Genomic DNA, 20619 nt, shown 5'->3' with positions numbered 1-20619 from the left:
TTACGCCCCCACGGGAAAGGCAGTTTTTCTCCATTTTTCTTCTTTATCTGTTCAACAATATTTTGACGTTGCAAAGATACGTATTGTTGCAATACGAAGCAAGTTTTTGGGATAATCTGCACATTTTTGTGATGAATAGCTTGGTTAAATCACTAATTTACATTATTTTTGCGGCATGAAACGAATTAATTGGCTACTCATTACATTACTGCTGGCTGCATGCAGCAAAACAGACAAACAGTTTATTATCGAAGCAGAGACACTTGTTGGAGAACACGCCGACAGCGCCTTGTGCGTACTAAATAAGGTAGAAGATGCCAGCCGACTGAAGGGCGAATGGAAAGCTCGTTACTGGATGGCTATGGCCGAGGCACATATTGGCACTTACCAAGCATTGTCGGAAGATTCGTTGGTGCTTTATGCATCCGACTATTATCAAGATAAGGATAGCGCCATGCTGTGCAAGGCCCATGCTTTGGCATCGTCGTACTACTGGTGGCGCGACAGCTTTGCCAAGGCCAAGGATATGATGCGCTTGTCGGTAGAAGAGAGTAAGCGCGCCAACGATCGCGAAGGTACCATCTCAAAACTCCGAAGCCTGGCCCGTATGGAATCGCTCGAAGGTAATCTGGATGGACTGAAACGCTATACCGAAGAGGTGGTGAAACTGGATGGCGGCGATAAGAATCAGGCCAAGTTGCTTAACAGTCTGGCTATAGAATATTTCTATCACGGCAACTACGATGCAGCCATCGCCACGATGGAACGTATCGTGGCTTACAGGGATATAGCCGCCGACTCCATCTATATCTGGAACGATGTGATGCGCAACTATGCCGATATGCTCATTGCCATGGGCCAGCTGGATAAAGGTATCAAGATGCAAGAGTATATATTAGATCACTATCAGCATTCCACGATTCTTGAAGACAACAAGATTGGCGCACTCTTCTCGCTGTCGCATGCCTGGCTGCTGAAGGGCGACAAGCAGAAGGCCCGCCAGTATATGGATATGGTAGATGAAGAAACAGCTACCGATGCCACCCGATTCTGTATGATAGCGCATCGCATGGTGCTGAACTATGCCACTACAGGGCGATATGATATGACCGAGATAGCCGAGTTTGCCAACAACAAGCGCGATAAACGTGAAAAGAGCGAAGCAGTAGCCGAGGCCAAGGAGCGTTCGATACGTGATCTTCACGACCATGAGCTGATGCTAACCGTTTCGCGCCAGCGCCAACTCATCTTCTTCCTGGCACTCACCTTAGCATTGATAAGCGTTATATTCGGACTGTCGGTATTGGCAGGCAAACGTAAAAAACTGCTGGCTAAGCAGGAAGAGGAACTGAAGCTGCTGAACGAGCAGTTAAAGAGTCTGCAGAATGTACGTAAGGAAACACCCGTTGCCACAGCCGAACATGCAGCACCTACACATATCACGTTTACTGGATCGACCAGCGATACGTTATCGCTCGACATCGCCAACCTGGTATATATAGAAGCAGTTGGCAACTATGTAAAAGTTTACCAACTGCTTGATGGGAAAATTAAAAACGATATGTTACGCGCTACCTTAAAACAGATTGAGGAACAACTAAGCGCCTATCCTATGATGGTACGCTGCCATCGCGCCTTTATTGTCAACCTCGAACAGGTAGAGCAGATTATCTCGCACACTGGCACCACCCAGCTTGTAATGAAGAATTGCCATGATACCATACCTGTTTCGCGCAGTAACATGGCACAAATTAAGACAGCGATTAAGGATATGTTATGATCCTATGCGGGCCTGTACGTCCCTACCAGCACCTGTACCCTTGTACTTACTGCGGGTGGCATTAAAGCGATAGATGAGCGTTGTTACCAACTTATGGGTTGAGTAACGGTTGGTTTGTTTGAACCAGTTGTAACCCAAATCGCACACCTCGTTCACATGATGGCGCTGCAAGCAGTCGAGCACACCCACACGGGCAATGAGCGAGCGGTCCTTCAGGAAACTCTTCTGTACAATCAATCCCAAACGAAGACTGTAGGTGTCGTTGTAGAAAATATACGAGTTACCATTTGAACGGAACATCACGTTGGCATCAAACTGCCAGCCGTGCTTGAGAGTAAACGTATTAAAGGCGTTTACGGTATATGTGGGCTTATCGCAGTACACACGATACTGGTGGTTGTGCGGCCCCTCTACATCCAGATACAAATCCTGCTTCTCAATACCTAATGTGGCGTTGAGCGACCAGATGCCCACACGTGGTGTGAGCGACAGATAGGCACTCAGCGTCTTGATGGGCTTATCCAGATTACGATGCTTGACGAGTGTGGCATCCTTCTGGGCGGTATTGATTTCCGTCCACTGGATAATGGCATTCTTGGTATGCTCGTACGAGGCCGAGAGGTTAATCCACTTCCAGGCCAGGTTCAGCGTCAGGTCGCGGATACGTTCGTTCTTCAACTGCGAGTTACCAGCCTGCAGGGTATAGCGACTGATGTAGGTTACGGCATCGTTCATGGCAAAAAAGCTGGGGCGCTCGGTCTTCAAACTGTATGAGAGGCCTGCCTGCACTTTGCCTAATGCTACTGCATACGATGCTGTGGGGAACCACTCGTCCATCGAACGGTGCAGATAGTCGTCGTTGCTGGCATCGTCGTAATCCAACAGGGTATGCTCGTAGCGCAAACCGGCACTGGCCTGTCCCCATTTACCAAAGTCGCAACCATACTCGGCAAAGGCCGCAATGTTATTCTCCTTAATATCGGCATCGGTATTGGCAATGGTAGTCTTATCAATCCAGTAAGTGTTATTACGTTTCACAAAACTCATCTCGGTTCCTGCATCCAACGAACCCTTCCAGATAGGGTACGACAGCACCAGCTTGGCAGCATACAGATGGCTGTTGGTACCCGACTTACTGAGCACATAGTCGTTCTGTATCTGGCTCAGCTCCACATTCTCGCGGTCGGTATCGGTACCACCCTTCATAAAGTCGAAGTTAAAGTCGATACCCAACTTACCCACCTTACCATTGTAATAGGTATTGGTGAGTATGCCCAGAGGTTTGCTTTCTTTGCTGGTCTGGTGCGAGTACAGATGGTCGATCTTTACATTATTCTCTATCACATCCTCATCGTATATCACCTGGTTGGTACCGCTTTTGGGGCGGTGTGTCAGGTCTATGCGCGCACCTAATGAGTGGTTCTCGTTCAGCTGCCAGTTCACACCAGAACTATAGTTCAGCTGGTTGTACTTCCACGTCATGGTGTAAGGGCCATGCTGATAAAATGTCTTCACGTCAGTCATGGTCTTATCCTCTATCGTACTGTATTGGCGATAGTCCTGATGGTAGAAATATACCTGTCCGAACACATCTACCCCATCCTTGCGGTAGTTGGCCCCCAGCTTTACCTGTGGACGGTCGAAATCGTAACGCAGGTCGCGTTCGTTCGAGAGTGTCGCATTCAGTCCCAGACCCTCGCCCTTCAGCTTCTTGGTTCTGATACGCACCACGGCACGTATCTGCGCATCGTACTGGGCACCTGGGTTGTTAATCACCTCTACATCGCGAATGTCCTCGCTGCGTAGGCGCTTCAGTTCGCTGTCATCGCGCATCTTGCGACCGTTAATATAGATAAGAGGCGTACCCTTGCCTAATACCTCGGGAGCCTCATCGGTACCAGTCATGCCTGGCACCTTTACCAGCAAGTCGCCCAGTGTACCTGCTGATGCCAGCGCTGTGCCATCCACACGGGTAACCATAGCGTTACCCTTGAGGCGAGTGTGAGGGAGGCCGCCTTTAATGACGACCTCCTTCAGATTTAAATACTTGTCTACAGATTCTATCGAGTCCTGAGGCTCCTGCGCCCAGCTTGTTGTACAAACAAAGGCCAGGGCGGTTGCCACAACATATTTTTTTACCATACTAATGCACGTTTTTCCTTAGGAATAAACATCTTGTCGCCCTGCTTGATGCCGAAAGCATCGTACCAGGTATCGATCATAGGCAGAGCAGCCATAACACGGATACGGGCAGGTGAGTGAACATCGCTGTTAACCAGCATGGCGGTGTACTCAGGGGTGCTGTTGCAAGCCCAAACACGGGCATAAGCCAGATAGAAACGCTGAGCAGGGGTAAAGCCCTCTACATTGCTCAGTGGCTCCTGCTTCATGCGGTTCTCGTAAGCACGATAGGCAATCTTCAAACCACCATTATCGCTCACGTTCTCGCCAAGCGTCTTCTGTCCGTTAACCTTCAAACCAGGCACAGCCTCCTGCTCGCTAAACCAATCGGCAATCACCTTGGTACGGGCATCGTAATTGGTCTTATCGTCAGCTGTCCACCAGTTCTTCAGGTTACCATCCTTATCAAACTGGCAACCCTGATCGTCGAATCCGTGGGTCATCTCGTGTCCCATTACTACACCAATGGCACCGTAGTTGCTGGCGTAATCGGCATTTACATCAAAGAATGGTGGCTGCAGGATGGCTGCAGGGAAGTTGATGCTGTTGAAGAGAGGGTGATAGAAGGCATTAACAGTCTGAGGTGTGCAAACCATACGGGTTTTATCAACCGGCTGGTGCCAGTACTTACGGAACATGGCAGCGCGGGCCTCCTGGGTGATACGGATGAAGTTCTCGACCAGATTCTCGTTCTCACGGATATCCACAAACTTCTCCATATCTTCCCACTTATCGGGATAGCCTACATTAATATGCATGGCATGCAGCTTCTCAAGTGCCTTGGCCTTGGTGCTATCACTCATCCAGGTATTCTCGTTCAAACGGTCCTCGAAAGCCTGCTGCAGGTCCTTAACCAGTCGTACCACACGCTGCTTGCTGCTCTCGGGGAAATACTCCTGAACATAAAGCTTACCAATGGTTTCGCCCAGACTACCGCTAATGGTAGCTACGGCACGCTTCCAACGGGGCTGCTGTTCCTGTACACCACTGATGGCCTTTTGGGCCTCGAAAGCACGATCCTCGAAAGCATCGCTCAGGAAACCGCTGTAAGAGCGAATAATCTGAAGCTCGACATACGACTTGAGATCATCGAGGCTGGTGTTGGCCAGAATCTTCTCAACCTCGTGCAGAGGCTCCAACTGACTGATGTTCACCTGATCGATATCCTTTGGCATGCCCAAGGCATCGCGATAACCTTCCCAGTCGATACCCTTGAAATCGTTCAACAACTGCTGCCAAGGCATGATGTGGATAGTAGCCATAGGATTACGACTATCAACCTGATTCAGGGTCTTTATGCCAATGGCATGCTCGATTGCCCACTCGGCCTCCATCTTTTTCTGAGCCTCTTTTTCGCTATAGCCTACCATCTTGAAGAAATCCTTAAACAGGGCCTTCTTGGCTTCAACAGTCTTCTTCTGCTGCTCATTAGGGTTAGCATAGTACTCCTGTGGCAGCGAAGCACCGCCATGACCGCCACCAATCATATACTCTGACGAGTTGAATGGGTTGAGTGACAGACCGATACCGAATGGAGCAGTATTGAACCCCTTAGCGTCGAAATCGCACATCAGCTTAAGCAACTCCTCGCGAGTCTTTACTTCGCGTACCTGCTTAAGGTAGGGCTTAATTGGCTCGTAGCCCATCTTATTGCGGCTTACGCTATCCATATATAAGCGATAGAGAGCGCCTATCTTCTGCCCGTCGGTTCCCTGTGGCATCTGCTTCTCGGCATACTTCATAATCAGTTCCTTAATACGATCGTTGTTCAGCTCCTCCAAGTCGGTAAACGCACCGTTCTCGGCATGCTGCTTATCCAGCGGATTGGCCTTGAGCCAACCACCAACGGCATACTGCCAGAAGTCGTCGCCAGGTTTAACACTCGGGTCCATGTTCTGTTTCATACTCTGTGCCGAGCTGGCCAGACTAACAAGGGCCATAGCTACAGCTAAAAACATTTTCTTCATACTCTGTAATTATTATTAGTTCAACGATATTTGTTCTTACCATGAAAGCAACATGCGTCATCGCGACGGACGTTGCTTTTATTAGAAAATTAATTCTAACTTAATATTAACAAAACTTGGTTTACTTAATTCTTAACATCAACGCCACCAAAGAAATTGCTGGCTACAATGTGCAGGCAAGGGGCATCCTTATCAGGCACATGCACAGTTGAGTTGGCTACGCCTCCGAGAAAGCTACGACTCTTAACCAATACATTGACGTGAGCTGGCACAAAGAGCTCGACACCACCACAGAAGGTGTGGATATCAATCTCCTCGTCCTCGGTAATCACAGCCTCGCGCAAATCCATACGAATACCACCGCAGAAGGCATCGAGACGGGCTCCATGAAACGGCTCGCCACGGAAAATATACTCGTCGCCACCATAATGCACACTACAGCAGATGCGCTTGCCATCCTCGCCGATGGGCAGAGGGCGCTGCAACCACTGGTCGGGGTCGCGACGGTAACTATCTACAATCAGATGAGCACCTACCCACATAATGACAAAGATGCTGAAATACATGCTCCAGGGACCTTCACTCATGGTTTCGAACCACTCCCAATGAATAATTCCCCAGATGGTGGCCAGCTTAACCAAACCGCCTACAACTAAAACTAATCCGATAATCGTTCTTGGTTTCATAACTCTCTTATTTTTTGAAATCTACATTTCGATTGTTTGACGCTGCAAAGTTATAAATAACTACATCACACACCAAATGATAGGGATATTCTGCACAAAAATGTGACGAATGGCCGATTTTCCACCATCAGAACTCCACACGATAGGCAATATTGGGGAATGTGAGCGAGGTGAACTTATCCACAGTCTCATGAGTACGCAGGTCGAAAGTCTGTCCCTGGAACGTCTTCATCTGCAGATATTCGAGGATGAAGTGGTGCGAAGTATGCTTCTTATTAATAGTGTACTTAACCGAGAAAGCATAACCCACGTTCATACCCTTCTGCTTGGTAAAGGGATCCATACCCTCGTCTTCAGGAATCGACTTATCAGGGCGATTCATCACCTCCTCAAAGGTGATACCCTCTGGAATTGGGGTGTAGCGATCGCCACCCATCATGGTTAATCGACCATTGATACCAAACACGTTTTTCTTGGTCTTGCCTACCATCCACTCCTTACCACCAAGGATATTGGTGATGTAGCGGCGGTCGTGGCGCGAGTGATGCCACTGGCCCTGGGCATCGCGATACTCCGACTTGAACAGAGTGGCAGTAATCATACCATAGAATCCATCCTTGAGATAGCGCTCCAAGGTGAAGTCGATACCATAGTTACGACCTGCACCCTCGTTAACCAAAGCACGATCCTGGAAGAACTTGCGATGATTCAGGATAGAATAGCTAGTGCCTAACTCCACAGGCACATCGAACAACCACTGCCAGTAGGGCTCAATCTTCAGCATAGCGTTCTCGCCTAAACGCTGAGCGAACGAGGCCGAGATATGATGCGAGCGAGTCAATCCTAAATCCTTATTGGGATTCTTACCGTCCATCAGCACAAAATAGGTATCGGTAGTTTCCTTGCGGCTGTTCATGGCATAGGCCAGCGAGAGCGTGCTGGATGCCGATGTTTTGTACTGCATGCTAACACGAGGCTCAACCAGCCACTGGTTGTTGAGGTTAAACCACATGACATTGACACCAGCCACAGCCGAAAGCTTACGACTGAGTGCCACCTTATGGTTGGTATAAAGGCGGGTAAGGCCTGTATTGCCCTCAGAATCGTACACACGATATAGTGGACCACCCGTATAGTGGATGTAATCCATCCAAGTGTGGAAATCTAAGTGCTGGTGTTCAAAGCCATTCTGCATGGTATATCTTGATGAAAATTTGTGTTGGTGCTGGGTGCTGATGATGACGTTCCACTGTGAGCTACGTCCTGCCATTTGTGGCATCTGGTTCATATCTGCGTCGTAATCGTTAACACCCAGTTTGCGATAGGCGCCTGTAAAAGCCACACTCGAGTGAAGCGTACCACCTGACTTAAAGCGGTAGGTATGGTTTACGCCCAAAGCGCAGTTGCGCTGGCGCGACCACGAGTCGTTCATGTCCCAAAGCGTTTCCCACTCCGACACATCGGGAACCTTATTCTCGTAGCGGTCAATCAGTCCGGTGAACCACACGGCAAAGGTACCTGCCTTCTTGGTAGGCATGTTGAGTTTAAAGCTCAGGTCCTGATAGTCGAGTGTCTCGTTCTCCATATTGATGGCATGCAGTTTCTTGGCTATCTCGAGGAAACTATAGCGATAGTTTACCAGATAAGAGGCCTTAGAACCCTTTGCCAACGGACCCTCGGAAGCGAAATCGACACCAAGTGTACCCACCTGGATGGCATGCTCGTACTTGGTATTGTTACCCACGCGCATCTTCATATCGAAGGCACCCGAGAGGGCATTACCATACTCGGCTGGCATGGCGCCAGTGAGGAAATCACTATTAGCCAGCACGGTTCCGTTGAGCGAGGTAAACACACCACCACCAGCCTCGGTAATCTCGGCAAAGTGGTTGGGATTAGCCACCTCAACACCCTCAACGCGCCATTGCAACATCTGAGGTGAGTTGCCATGAATAGAGATACCGTTGGTAGCGCCACCTGTAGCCACACCCGCAAACATCGAAGCCGTGCGGGCAGGGTCGGCCATACCGCCAGCATAGCGACTAGCCTCCTCGACACTGAACATACGGGCACCCACCTGAGCCATCTCGTTCAATGGTTGTTGCTTGTTTACACGTGGTTTGATAACCACCTCGCCCAGCTCAGAGATACTCTCACGCATACGCAGATTGAGTACCAACTCTTTACCCGAGGTAACCAGCTGTTCCTTAAGCAGTACAGACTCGTAACCAATATAGCTGGCTCTGACGGAATGGCGCCCCACGGGCACATTCTTGATTTCGAAATTTCCGTCCACATCAGAGACGGTAGCCATAGTACTACCGTTCTCTACTGTGACAGTTACTCCAATCATAGGCTCGCCCGACGCAACATCACAAACCTGACCACGAACAGTCTGGACAGCCTGATTGGTCTGTGCCCCTGCCACTGCAGGGATGAGCAGCATGGCAATAGCTGCACCTAAAAACAATCTTTTCATACAAACTTAAATATGTTCAACTTACAAACGCAAAATTATTAATTACAAATTACATACGTGCCTTCTGCTTTTCGCCAGCACCTTTTCCACGATACTTACTGTTAGCCTCGTTAAACTTCCAAGTCAGGTCGAGCATGAAGGTACGACGGGCTGGATTACGAACAGTTAACTCGCGCTGGCCAAACAGGGTGGCGTTAGTCTTATCGGTATTAAAGATATCGTTGCAACGTACATCGGCAGTAAGTGTACCCAAACGGCGCAGGTTGAAATCGCGCTGAACACCGAGGTTAGAACGGAACTGCTGCTTGTGAATGCGGAAGTTATTAGCATCGCCCTTAGGCACATAACTCAATCCGGCATTAATACGCCAGCCCTTTGGCAACGTAATGGTATTATTCCAACCTACCTGACAATATGGGTGATTGAGGGTGATGGTAGAACCATCGGCACGAGGCGCTTTGTAATCCTGGAACTGCACATAGACGTACCAGGTGGGATGCCAACAGCCAATAACCGGACTGGCATAGGGATTCAGGCTCAGCTGATTGAAGTCCTCCTCAGTATTGATGGGACGAACCAGGCATACCAGCGGATCATCGGCACCTGGGAAGGGTTCTGACGACATCGTCTCCAAATCCTTAATACGCGAGTAGTTCATACTCATTCCCATCCACTTATAGTTTACGTTCAGCTCTAAGCTGTGAGTGTAAGTGGGGCGGAGATATGGGTTACCACTCTGATAGGCATATCGGTTCAGATAGATGGTAGAGCTTGTTAAGCTGCTATAGGCGGGGCGCTTGATATCGCGACGATAAGAGAGTGCCAGCTGTACCTTACCGATAGGCGCTGAGAGGGTAGCGGTGGGGAACCAGTCGCCATAGTCGCGGCTCTCGTCGTCCATACGCTTACCATAGTTATAATAGTCGTTCTTCAGGTGCTCGTAACGCAAACCAACCTGAGCAAACAGCTTTCCGAACTGATGTCCGTACTCGATAAAGGCGGCTTCCGACTTCTCGTTAATCTCTGTATCGGTAGCTGTTACAGGCACAGCCTCAGAGGCAGCAAACGAGTAGGCATCGGTACGGTGGTTGTAGCTATACTCACCACCAATAGAGAGGTTACCCTTAAACAAAGGATAGCTGAAGATAAGCTTCGAAGCCCAGAAGTTGTTACCACTCTTGGTATTGCTATTGATAGTGCGCTGCGTTTTCTCGCCAGCAGGCGATGTGGCTAACTCGATGGTATTGCCCGGGGTTTCGGTATCGTCGAAGAGTCCGTCGATATTCAGATCGATACCCAATTTTCCTAACTTACCATTATAATAGGCATTAAAGATATGCTTCTTAAACTTATCATCCTGACATATTTTGCTCTCCGAACGCTCCATAAAGGCGCCATTCTGATACTCGTCGGTATTAAAATCGCTGGTCAGGCTACCACTGGGGTGATAGTCGTACTTGTAGAAAGCACCCAAGCTATGGTTCTCGTTGAACATATAGTTAAGCTGAATCTGAGGCGAGAGACCTTTCCATATCTGTTTGGTTTCCTGCTTGGTATAGCCGGTAACCGCATCTTTACCCTGGCCATTTGGTACTAAATAGTACATATCATCCTCCTGCAGACTCTTGCTATGACCATAGCGACCTGCCCAAAACGATGCTGTTACATCCAGTCCGCCAGTACGATAGTTCACATCCAGATTATTGGTAAACGTGTGACCATACTGGTACATGCCGCCCGCATTATCCCGGAAACTGATACCCTCGCCCTGCGCCTTCTTCAGCGTAATGCGAACCACAGCCTTGGTTGATGCCGCATAACGGGCTCCTGGATTCTGAACCACATCTACATGCAGCACCTGATCGGAACGCAAACGCGACAGTTCGGAGATATCCTGTACCTTACGGCCATTGATATACACCTCGGCATCGCCACGGCCCAGCACCTTTACGGCACCATCACGCTCGGCCTCGAGCGAAGGAATCTTTGCCAAAGCATCGCTCACGGTTCCAGCCTTCTCAAGGATGGTTCCTGCCACAGTTGTACGCATGGCATCGCCCTTGATATGAGTTTTAGGCAACTGACCTTTTACAACCACCTCTTTCAACAGCTGGTTATCCTCCTTCATCTGGATGGTAAGATCCTGACCAGCCTTCATATATAAGGTTTGATAGCCCACGCTGGTAACCTTAAACAAGCCCTCGTTCACATCGGTTACAATCTTAAACACGCCTTGCTCGTTGGTCATTGCACCCTGCACAAAAGCCGAGTCGGGCAGCGACAGCAGCACTACATTTACATACGGCATGGGTTCGCCATTCTCATCTATCACGCGTCCGCCCCAGTCTTGTGTCTTGGCGGAACTTGTCAGCGTCATCATCATTGCGGCCATCAGGGCCATCAGTCTAAAACTTAACTTTTTCATACTTTCATCAATTTAATTTTTCAACTCGAGCTCTGTCGTTTTGACGTTGCAAAAGTAGATATAGTTGCAACACACTCCAAATTTTAGGGATATTCTGTGACATTTTGTGACGAATGGTGTGATAAATGGTAAATTTGTGACGAATGGCACAGAAAATTGATAATTCATAATTCATAATTGATAATTATTTTGTATTTTTGCCCACTGTATGAACAAAGGTTCTGTTTATTGCTTAGGATTGGGATTAGTGGTCATGGTACTCTTCGCGCTCAATCTGCTGTTGGGGTCGGTATCGATTCCAGCAGGTGATGTTGTAAGCATACTTTTGGGCGATGAAACCGCCAAAGCCTCGTGGCAGTTCATCATTCTGGAGTCGCGACTGCCACAAGCCATCACAGCCACCCTGTGTGGTGCTGCTTTGGCTGTAAGCGGACTGATGCTGCAAACGGCTTTCCGCAACCCGCTGGCTGGTCCCAGTGTGTTTGGTGTAAACAGCGGTGCCGGGCTGGGTGTGGCATTGGTGATGCTTTTCTTAGGTGGCGGACTTTCCGTAGGTTCGGTCAGCATCACAGGTTTTGCTGCCATCCTGCTGGCTGCCTTTGTGGGCGCCATGACGGTGATGGCCATCATCTTTTTCTTCTCAACCTTGGTTCGCAATAGCGTGATGCTGTTAATCATAGGTATCATGATTGGCTACATCAGCAACTCGGCCATATCGCTGCTTAACTTTTTTGCTACCGACGAGGGTGTAAAATCGTATATGGTATGGGGTATGGGCTCGTTTGGTGGCGTGTCGATGACCAACATGCCTGTGTTTGCCATAGTTACGTTGGCTGGACTTTTTGGCGCTTTACTACTGATAAAACCGCTGAATGCCCTGATGCTGGGCGACAGATATGCCGAAAACTTAGGCGTAAACATTCTGCGTGTTCGCAACTGGCTACTGATAGTAACCGGTCTGCTCACCGCTATCACCACCGCCTTCTGCGGTCCTGTAGCTTTTATCGGACTGGCCGTCCCCCACATCGCTCGTTTGTTGCTTACCACCGACAACCATCGTCAACTGCTACCCGCCACCCTACTCTGCGGTTCGGTAGTAGCCTTAGTATGTAATCTTATCTGCTATCTGCCAGGCGAGAGTGGTGTCATCCCCCTAAACGCGGTAACCCCTCTCATCGGCGCTCCCGTTATCATCTACGTCATCGCCCGCAAGCGGTGAAAATCTCTGTTTATTCTACAGCAAGCGGCGGCCTAAGTCGTGCTGCTGACAGATGGCAACGATTTGCTGGATGAGCTGGTCCATCTTAGGCACCTGGGCTACATAGTAGGTGGGATAATCGGGACAGAGCACCACCAAGTTCATCGCCTTTACACGGATGCCGTAATGGCGCTCTAACATGTAACGATACAGATTCTGCTGAATGCAATAATGGTAGAACGAGGTATCGGGCAGACTGATGCCATTGTAGCTCATCTTGCCACGAAAACCCTCGACGATGGGTTGTCCTTGGGCGTTGACTACCTTCGACGAGCGTTTCCAGTCGTAGATGGTAAACTCGCCATCGTCGTCCTGGCAAATCAAGTCGATGGTACCTGCAATGTTCAAATCCTTATCGTAAACGGGCCACTCCTGGCGATAGGGCTCGATATCGTAGTCGCGGATAAAACGCAGAAAGTGCAGCTTTTCCTGCTCTACACTCACCACTTCAGTGTCGTTACCAAACTGCAGCTGGCACTCGGTCTCGAAGAAACCGCGCTGAAAATAGTTCTCTGTCTGCAGGTGTACAAAGGTACCCACCTCGCCGGCTGTACGACTAGCACGCTCCCACTTATCCAAGCTCTCCTCTACGGGTATGCCTTTAAATCGCAACTGGTTTTCGGCTTGTGGAAGGGCCTGGAATTCATCAAAGAAATAGGCAATGAGCGAGCTGACAGGCAGCATACGCTTTATACCTTTATATATATATATGTGTTCGCAAGGCTCAAAATCAATGTCGGCATCCTGCTCGTAATGGCCTGCATCGCGGAAGGTGGACATTTTTTCGCGCATATCATCGGTTTTGTTGAAGGGCTTAACCTGCTGTTTGCAGTCAAGCTCGTCGGCATCGAGGGCATATCTATCGGTAATCCATTGTTTATCCTCGCCATCCACATTCTGCCAATAAGCCATTTTTAACGCATCGTTACGGCTCCAAGGCTCAACAGGTGTGGGCACCGATGCAAACTCGTGCTGCTGGATGGATGCACTATCAGCCATCATACAAGTAACCAACTCTACCAAAAAGTCGGCACAGATACCAGGCTCCTGGGCGATTTGCTGAGCGGCCAGACGCACTACTACCCATCCATGACGATTGAGCAGATGATCACGAAACACATCGCCACACGACTGGTAGTGGATGGGCTCGCGGGTAGCCTTACGGTAAGGCTCATCAATCTCTACATCGATACGGATGCCGGGGGTACCAGCTACCACCAGCGCCAAATCGGGATAATATGGCGGCTGCTTGTCGGTAGTGATGATACAAGCGTTTAACAGGCACTCAACACCAGCGGGCAACTTAGCCGAAAGCTCGCGGGCAAGCTTCTGTTCAAGCATGCCTGGAGTTACCAGAGGATGACGACGAAAGGGATACAAAATGGTTCCCCTTTCAGGGAACCTTATGATGGGATATGTTTGTTTCATGCTGTTTCTTCTTGCTGGCTTTGTAGGGTCATCACGAATCGTGCGCCTCCTGTATAGGTGGTGTCGAGAACGATGTCGCCACCCAATCGGCGCGCCAAGCTACGCGCTATCGAGAGCCCGATGCCTGTGCCATCGCTGTACTCGTCTAACTGCACAAACTCGTCGAATATGCGCTCGGCCTGATATACGGGGATGGATGTACCTGTATCTTCGACCACAAAGCACGCCTGCCCCTCGTGATTACTTATTTTTAATGTTACTTGTCCTTGTTCGGTAAATTTCTTGGCATTATCGAGCAACTGCTGCAAAGCCAGGACAGCTGATCGTAGATGGGTATCGAACATCTGTTCGGCCCCAAACAGCTTTACAAGCTTGAATTGAACATGCGATGCCTTGTTGATACCTGCCGCCTTAATGGCCTCCTGGGCAATGACAGCAGCCGACGTATGGTCTTCGCGCTCCAGTACCACGCTACTGTTAATTTCGGCAAGTGCCAGCATTTTGTTGACCAAGCCAGTAATACGTTCGGCATTATCGATAATCTGCACCGACATATCGCGTTTCTCCGCCTTATCCAGTTCGGCATCAGTAGTTGTCAACACCTGTGTAAAACCACATATAATATTTAATGGTGTACGGATTTCGTGCGAGATTTGCTCGATGAAGATGCTCTTCATTCGCGTACTCTCCTCGGCTCTGGCTGTAGCTAACTGCAGGGCTTTGTTGTTTTTCTGCAACTGTGCGTTGGCACTCTGTAAACGGCGATTGTAGCGGTTCTTGTTAACCACATAAACCACCATAAACAAAAATACCAGACCTGTGAGCAGCCACCAAACCCACATAGGAATCTTGATATCGCCAAAGCGTTCGGCCACTTCCTGACCATATATCTCGTCGACGATGCCCTCGGCCTCCATCTTCTTTAGTTCGGCATTGATGGCATCAATCAAACGTTTATCATGACTGGCATAACAGTATTCGCGAGGCTCTAACGACAGATCATCGGCCTTTAACTGATCTGAAAGATGCAGGAGTCCTACATGATATTTTGCCTGGAATCGATAGCAGATAACACCATCGTACTTTCCGTTTGCAAGATCAACAATAGCCTCATTCAGGTCGGTTATCGGATAGCCATCGGCCTCTTCGTCCTTCAGCATCAAACCAATAGGGCGCGACTTCATATAGGCAATGCGCTTGCCTTTAAGATGACGGAAATCAAACTCTGCAAAGTCTTTTTTTCTGTAAACCACCTGATAATACATACGGAATACAGCATCGGAATAGTTGGTTGTATCTTTACGATACGACGAATAAACCAACATTCCCATGTCGTACTTTCCACCAATAATACCTGGCGACATTTTGTCCCAATGGTTTGGCGAGAAAGTGTAAGGAATGCCCATACGCATCAGCAGTTTCTTGGTGAACTCCACATCGTAACCAGTAGGCAAACCCTGACTGTTTACATATTGCAAAGGGGCATAACTTGTATTCATACCCATTACCAGCGGGCGGTCCTTGCTGAAACCAAGCTCGATAGCCAATGGGCTTACGATAGGTTCATCATCAAACGCCGGAATGAATTCGCTAACACCGTTTTTACACGAAACCAGCACTATAGCCAACGAAATGGCTATAACCCACACACGTTTGATAATGAACCCTTTAGTTTGCATGAAGCTTATTCTGGTCTGAAGTTATCCTTACCTACGCCACAAACGGGGCATACCCAATCATCGGGGATATCCTCAAAAGCTGTTCCTGGAGCGATGCCACCATCGGGATCGCCTTCTGCGGGGTCGTAAACGTAACCGCACACTTCACAAATGTACTTCATAAGCGTTCTAGTTTTTAGTTATTAATAAGGGTTACTATTCTGTCAACAATCCGCTCGGGCGGAATGTTTTGCAGACATGCATAATCGCCACGCTGACAGGGCTTATTGCCATAAATACTGCAGGGGCGGCACTCCAGATCGATCTGGATAGCATTTTCGGGGTCCTGATTATAACCCAGGAAACCTGCCATGGGGTGTGTTGCGCCCCAAACGCTTACCACAGGCACGCCTGTGAGCGATGCCAGGTGCATATTGGCCGAATCCATCGAAAGCATGACGTTGAGATGACTCATCAGGATAAGCTCCTGATACATACCCTCGCAATGCTTGGCTACCGAAGTACATTGGCGATACTGTGCACACCACAGCTGGAAGAACTTCTCCTCTTCCTCGCCACGACCAAACAGGAATATACGACCATTAGGATACTGCTGAATGAGACGGAAGATAATCTGCTCCATCAGGCGTGGTGGATACACCTTGCCCTCGTGGGCGGCAAATGGTGCGATACCAATCCACTGTTCGAAACTCTTCTTGGGTCCGAAGATGGCTGGCAACAGGTTCAGATTTCCACCCTCGGCAGGGAAGATGGAACGGAAATTCTTGATATCAACCGGATAGCCCAGACGCTCGAACACAGCGGCATAATTCTCGAACGATGATGGCAATGGCACACGCTTATCGTGCTTGCCCGAAACCAGTTTACGACGCTGACTGCGGTTCTTGATCAGGTGCTCTACACGATATCGGCCCAGATTGAATCGTAGGCGCAGATACTCTGAGCGCAGAACATTATGCAGATCGGCCACCTTGGTAAACTGCTTGGCAACCAATCGGCGATAAAGTGCGTTAAGTCCGCGCACACCATGATACTCCTTGGTGAGATCGGCCTCCATGAAATTAACATTGGGCGCCAGATCGTCGAACAAGGGGCGAGCGAACTTACGGCTAAGCACCGTGATGCGTATATCGGGATACTGCTGAGCCAGCGACCAGACTACAGGCACCATCATGGCCACATCGCCAAGAGCTGAGAATCTGATGACCAGTATATGCTCTTTTCTCATCAGCCTTTGTTTTTACTTCTGATTATATAAGATAGGATTAGTTGCAGGATCGTTATACATCTTCATCTGGCGATACACCTTCATGTACTTACGGCCAGCCTCGATGTCCTCGAGCAGCTGATCGATAGCCAGCGAAAGGTCAACCTGCTGTTCCAACAGCACATCAAGCTTAGCCTTACACTTGGCAATGTGCTCTGGTTCGGCATCGGTACGGTTAACCTGCTCCTGCATGTGATAAATCTTAAGTGCAAGAATGCTTAAACGGTCGATAGCCCAAGCCGGGCTCTCGGTATTAAGGCGCGCATCAGCCTGTGGCACCACCTGACTGTAATGCTGGCGGAACCAAGAGTCGATTTCCTCAACCAAATCGGTACGGTCCTGATTACTGCGGTCGATGCGACGCTTCAGGGCAAGTGCCTCAACTGGATCGATATGGGGATCGCGTATAATATCTTCATAATGCCACTGAACAGTATCAATCCAACATTTCTTATATAAGCTATACTGGATACTGTCTTTCTGATATGGATTTTTCAAGGGCGTGTCGACATCGTCGAAAACATGATAATCATTTATTGCCCTCTCAAAAATTTGATTGGCTTCTTTTGTAAATGTCATATTCGTATTCGTTTTATTTTGCAAAACTACAGAAAGTTTTTCAAATATCCAACTAAAATTGAATAAAATCGCCATATTTTGTATTTTTATAGTATTAGTCACACCTAAAAAGGGCATATTTTTGCACAAATGCCCCTATAATGTGCAAACGAAAGTAAGTTTTTCTTAAAAAAATTTGCGTAAGTGAAAGAAATTGTGTTACTTTGCACCCGATTTCGGCGTAATGCCGTCAAAAATTTCAAGATAGCAACATCATTATTAACAATTAAATTATTACAATTATGTCAGAAATTGAAAGCAAAGTAAAGGCAATTATCGTAGACAAACTCGGTGTAGATGAGGCTGAAGTAAAGGCAGAGGCTAGCTTCACAAACGACCTGGGTGCAGACTCACTGGATACCGTTGAGCTGATCATGGAGTTCGAGAAGGAGTTTGGTATCTCAATTCCCGATGATAAGGCTGAGAAGATCGGTACCGTTGGCGACGCCATCGCTTACATCGAGGAGAACGCAAAATAAATTTGTTCACAACATAATGGTTGCTTTCTAACACTTAGAAGCAACCATTATGCTTTAATTTAAGCTTATGGAATTAAAAAGAGTAGTTGTAACAGGTCTGGGCGCCGTTACGCCAGTGGGCAACACTCCCGATGAGATGTGGAAGAACCTGCTCGACGGAGTAAGTGGTGCAGCACCTATTACAAGTTTCGATACAACAAATTTTAAGACTAAGTTCGCTTGTGAGGTAAAGAACCTCAACGTGAACGATTTCCTGGACCGCAAAGAGGCACGTAAGATGGACCGCTACACTCAGCTGGCCCTGATTGCTGCTAAGCAGGCTGTTGAAGACAGTGGCATGGATCTGGAGACAGAAGACAAGAACCGTATCGGCGTGGTTTACGGCGTAGGTATCGGTGGAATTAAGACCTTCGAGGACGAGGTAAAGTACTATGGTGTTCACGAGGCCGATGGTCCTAAGTTCAACCCCTTCTTCATCCCCAAGATGATTGCTGATATCGCAGCAGGTCAGATTTCGATTATGTATGGCTTCCACGGCCCCAACTATATCACAGCTTCAGCTTGTGCATCTTCATCAAACGCACTGGCCGACGCCTTCAACCTGATTCGTCTGGGTAAGGCAAACGCTATCGTTGCTGGTGGTGCCGAGGCTGCTATCTGCGCTACAGGTGTAGGTGGTTTCAATGCCATGCACGCACTTTCAACCCGTAACGACGAGCCCGAGAAGGCCAGCCGTCCATTCAGCGCAAGCCGCGATGGATTTATCATGGCTGAGGGTTCTGGTTGCTTGATTCTCGAGGAACTGGAGCACGCTAAGGCTCGTGGTGCTAAGATCTACGCTGAGATGGTAGGTGCTGGTATGAGCGCAGATGCTCACCACATCACCGCTTCTCACCCCGAGGGTCTGGGCGCTAAGCTCGTTATGCAGAACGCTCTTGAGGACGCAGGTTTGAATCCTGAGGACATCGATTATATCAACGTTCACGGCACATCAACTCACGTTGGTGATATCTCTGAGGCCAAGGCCATCAAGGAGGTATTCGGCGATGCAGCCTTCAAGCTCAACATTTCTTCTACCAAGTCGATGACCGGTCACCTGCTGGGTGCCGCTGGTGCTGTAGAGGCAATGGTAACAGTGCTGGCTGTTAAGAACGATATCGTTCCTCCAACAATTAACCACGAGGAGGGCGACGAGGATCCTGAGATTGATTACAACCTGAACTTCACATTCAACAAGGCTCAGAAGCGCGAGGTACGTGCTGGACTCAGCAACACCTTCGGCTTTGGTGGTCACAACGCATGTGTAGTATTCAAGAAGTATGAGGCTTAATAACATCATAGATAGAATAAAGCTCCCTTTCCGTCAGGAGAAGGAGCTTTTTTCTTCTCTTTATGAGATATTGGGATTCTACCCCCACAATATCGAGTATTACAAGATGGCGCTGATGCACAAGAGCATCCGCAAGCGCAACGACAAGGGCAAGCCGCTGAACAACGAGCGACTGGAGTTCCTGGGTGATGCTATACTCGATGCTGCTGTGGGTTATATCGTTTACCGTCATTATGAGGGTAAGCGCGAGGGATTCCTCACCAACACACGATCGAAACTCGTAAGCCGCGAAACGCTTGGAAAGTTGGCTACCGAAATGCGATTGAGCAATCTGCTGATATCAGCAGGTCATTCAACCTCGCACAACAGCTATGTTGAGGGTAATGCTTTCGAGGCGCTGGTAGGTGCCATTTATCTGGATCGTGGCTACGAGGCTTGCCTGTGGTTCTTCGAGCATCAGGTACTGGGCAAGTTCATTGACATCGATAAGGTTGCATTCAAGGAGGTAAACTTCAAGTCGAAACTGCTTGAATGGAGCCAGAAAAATCGTGTGCGTTTGGAGTACAAGCTCACAAAGCAGAAGAAAGACGAAAACGGCAGCCCGGTATTCACCTATATGGTCATCATCGAGGGCGTGAATGGCGAGAGTGGCTCAGGCTACTCAAAGAAAGAGGCGCAGCAGAAGGCGTCGAAAGACACGCTGCAGCGCCTGAAGCGCGAACCACAGTTTGTAGATGCTGTGTTTGCTGCCAAGACTGCCCGTACGCAGATGGAAGAAGAGCCGGCAATGGCTGTGCCCGATCCTGAAAAGGAGCAACAGAGCTTTATCATCGAGCAGCCAGCAGAAACAGAACAGGTTGAAGAGCAGTTGGTAAAACAACCAGCCCCACAACCTTCGAAGAAGCCAGCAATAGATTTTTCAGATAAGGAATTCGACCTCTCGGACATCTCTCATAAAGAGAAATCGCGCGAGGAAATCATAGCCGAAGCTGAAGCTGCAGCTTTCGCAGAATAAGAAAACTTAAGTGGCAGAAATATTAAG

15 protein-coding genes are annotated in these 20619 nt (G+C 48.7%); 5 read left to right on the top strand and 10 right to left on the bottom strand.

Annotated features, from left to right (window positions below):
• Positions 1-175: 175 nt before the first annotated feature.
• On the top strand, positions 176-1780 hold the full coding sequence (locus T499_RS14130; protein WP_052173480.1) for a LytTR family DNA-binding domain-containing protein: 1605 nt from the start codon (positions 176-178) through the stop codon (positions 1778-1780).
• On the opposite strand, the gene T499_RS0106345 is transcribed toward T499_RS14130, so the two are convergent.
• The 5 genes from T499_RS0106345 to T499_RS0106325 form a co-directional block, all read right to left on the bottom strand.
• The gene (locus T499_RS0106345; protein WP_033150284.1) at positions 1775-3922 is read right to left on the bottom strand and encodes an outer membrane beta-barrel family protein; all 2148 of its coding nucleotides are present in this window, start codon (positions 3920-3922) and stop codon (positions 1775-1777) included. The genes T499_RS14130 and T499_RS0106345 overlap by 6 nt on opposite strands.
• The gene (locus tag T499_RS0106340; RefSeq protein ID WP_033150283.1) at positions 3916-5928 is read right to left on the bottom strand and encodes a M13 family metallopeptidase; all 2013 of its coding nucleotides are present in this window, start codon (positions 5926-5928) and stop codon (positions 3916-3918) included. Before T499_RS0106340 ends, T499_RS0106345 begins: the two co-directional genes overlap by 7 nt.
• Positions 5929-6053: 125 nt before the next feature.
• The gene (locus tag T499_RS14125) at positions 6054-6614 is read right to left on the bottom strand and encodes a LiaF domain-containing protein (protein ID WP_084162927.1); all 561 of its coding nucleotides are present in this window, start codon (positions 6612-6614) and stop codon (positions 6054-6056) included.
• 127 nt (positions 6615-6741) lie between these two features.
• Positions 6742-9093: a TonB-dependent receptor gene (locus tag T499_RS0106330; protein WP_033150282.1), complete on the bottom strand. Its 2352-nt coding sequence runs from the start codon at positions 9091-9093 to the stop codon at positions 6742-6744.
• A 49-nt stretch (positions 9094-9142) separates the two neighbouring features.
• Complete coding sequence (locus T499_RS0106325) at positions 9143-11518, bottom strand: outer membrane beta-barrel family protein (RefSeq protein WP_084162926.1); 2376 nt, start codon at positions 11516-11518, stop codon at positions 9143-9145.
• A 208-nt stretch (positions 11519-11726) separates the two neighbouring features.
• On the opposite strand from T499_RS0106325, the gene T499_RS0106320 reads away from it, so the two are divergent.
• Positions 11727-12737, top strand: coding sequence for an iron ABC transporter permease (locus tag T499_RS0106320; protein WP_033150281.1), 1011 nt, complete (start codon positions 11727-11729; stop codon positions 12735-12737).
• Positions 12738-12752: 15 nt separating this feature from the next.
• On the opposite strand, the gene T499_RS14120 is transcribed toward T499_RS0106320, so the two are convergent.
• From T499_RS14120 to T499_RS0106295, 5 genes are read right to left on the bottom strand one after another with little or no spacing between them, the layout of a single operon-like run.
• A complete protein-coding gene (locus T499_RS14120; RefSeq protein ID WP_157054540.1) occupies positions 12753-14204 on the bottom strand; it encodes a PD-(D/E)XK nuclease family protein in 1452 nt (483 codons plus the stop codon).
• Entirely contained in the window at positions 14201-15883 is a 1683-nt protein-coding gene (locus T499_RS0106310; RefSeq protein WP_033150280.1) for an ATP-binding protein, read from the bottom strand. Before T499_RS0106310 ends, T499_RS14120 begins: the two co-directional genes overlap by 4 nt.
• A 5-nt stretch (positions 15884-15888) precedes the next feature.
• Positions 15889-16044 (bottom strand): rubredoxin, encoded by a 156-nt coding sequence (gene rd, locus T499_RS0106305; protein WP_013063931.1) that lies wholly within the window; start codon positions 16042-16044, stop codon positions 15889-15891.
• Positions 16045-16058: 14 nt separating this feature from the next.
• Positions 16059-17111 carry a glycosyltransferase family 9 protein gene (locus T499_RS0106300; protein ID WP_013063497.1) on the bottom strand — a complete coding sequence of 351 codons (1053 nt, stop codon included), beginning with the start codon at positions 17109-17111 and terminating at the stop codon, positions 16059-16061.
• A 12-nt stretch (positions 17112-17123) separates the two neighbouring features.
• Positions 17124-17729 carry a DUF4254 domain-containing protein gene (locus T499_RS0106295; RefSeq protein WP_013063500.1) on the bottom strand — a complete coding sequence of 202 codons (606 nt, stop codon included), beginning with the start codon at positions 17727-17729 and terminating at the stop codon, positions 17124-17126.
• A gap of 281 nt (positions 17730-18010) precedes the next feature.
• Here T499_RS0106295 and T499_RS0106290 point away from each other — a divergent pair, with 281 nt between their 5' ends.
• The 3 genes from T499_RS0106290 (at position 18011) to rnc (ending at position 20592) form a co-directional block, all read left to right on the top strand.
• Positions 18011-18247: an acyl carrier protein gene (locus T499_RS0106290; RefSeq protein ID WP_013065488.1), complete on the top strand. Its 237-nt coding sequence runs from the start codon at positions 18011-18013 to the stop codon at positions 18245-18247.
• A 67-nt stretch (positions 18248-18314) separates the two neighbouring features.
• Positions 18315-19577 carry a beta-ketoacyl-ACP synthase II gene (fabF, locus tag T499_RS0106285; protein WP_033150279.1) on the top strand — a complete coding sequence of 421 codons (1263 nt, stop codon included), beginning with the start codon at positions 18315-18317 and terminating at the stop codon, positions 19575-19577.
• Entirely contained in the window at positions 19567-20592 is a 1026-nt protein-coding gene (rnc, locus tag T499_RS0106280; protein WP_033150278.1) for a ribonuclease III, read from the top strand. The genes fabF and rnc overlap by 11 nt, the downstream gene beginning before the upstream one ends.
• The last annotated feature ends 27 nt before the right edge of the window (positions 20593-20619 follow it).

Source organism: Prevotella sp. RM4, assembly GCF_000701965.1.
Taxonomy (GTDB): Bacteria; Bacteroidota; Bacteroidia; order Bacteroidales; family Bacteroidaceae; genus Prevotella; species Prevotella ruminicola.
This window is presented reverse-complemented; position numbering and strand designations above follow the sequence as displayed.

Coding starts and splice junctions, on each gene's coding strand:
- T499_RS0106345 (WP_033150284.1), bottom strand. CDS start 3,922: ATGGTAAAAAAATATGTTGTGGCAACCGCCCTGGCCTTTGTTTGTACA.
- T499_RS0106310 (WP_033150280.1), bottom strand. CDS start 15,883: ATGCAAACTAAAGGGTTCATTATCAAACGTGTGTGGGTTATAGCCATT.
- T499_RS14130 (WP_052173480.1), top strand. CDS start 176: ATGAAACGAATTAATTGGCTACTCATTACATTACTGCTGGCTGCATGC.
- rd (WP_013063931.1), bottom strand. CDS start 16,044: ATGAAGTACATTTGTGAAGTGTGCGGTTACGTTTACGACCCCGCAGAA.
- T499_RS0106290 (WP_013065488.1), top strand. CDS start 18,011: ATGTCAGAAATTGAAAGCAAAGTAAAGGCAATTATCGTAGACAAACTC.
- T499_RS0106320 (WP_033150281.1), top strand. CDS start 11,727: ATGAACAAAGGTTCTGTTTATTGCTTAGGATTGGGATTAGTGGTCATG.
- T499_RS0106295 (WP_013063500.1), bottom strand. CDS start 17,729: ATGACATTTACAAAAGAAGCCAATCAAATTTTTGAGAGGGCAATAAAT.
- T499_RS0106340 (WP_033150283.1), bottom strand. CDS start 5,928: ATGAAGAAAATGTTTTTAGCTGTAGCTATGGCCCTTGTTAGTCTGGCC.
- T499_RS14120 (WP_157054540.1), bottom strand. CDS start 14,204: ATGAAACAAACATATCCCATCATAAGGTTCCCTGAAAGGGGAACCATT.
- T499_RS0106300 (WP_013063497.1), bottom strand. CDS start 17,111: ATGAGAAAAGAGCATATACTGGTCATCAGATTCTCAGCTCTTGGCGAT.
- T499_RS0106325 (WP_084162926.1), bottom strand. CDS start 11,518: ATGAAAAAGTTAAGTTTTAGACTGATGGCCCTGATGGCCGCAATGATG.
- rnc (WP_033150278.1), top strand. CDS start 19,567: ATGAGGCTTAATAACATCATAGATAGAATAAAGCTCCCTTTCCGTCAG.
- fabF (WP_033150279.1), top strand. CDS start 18,315: ATGGAATTAAAAAGAGTAGTTGTAACAGGTCTGGGCGCCGTTACGCCA.
- T499_RS14125 (WP_084162927.1), bottom strand. CDS start 6,614: ATGAAACCAAGAACGATTATCGGATTAGTTTTAGTTGTAGGCGGTTTG.
- T499_RS0106330 (WP_033150282.1), bottom strand. CDS start 9,093: ATGAAAAGATTGTTTTTAGGTGCAGCTATTGCCATGCTGCTCATCCCT.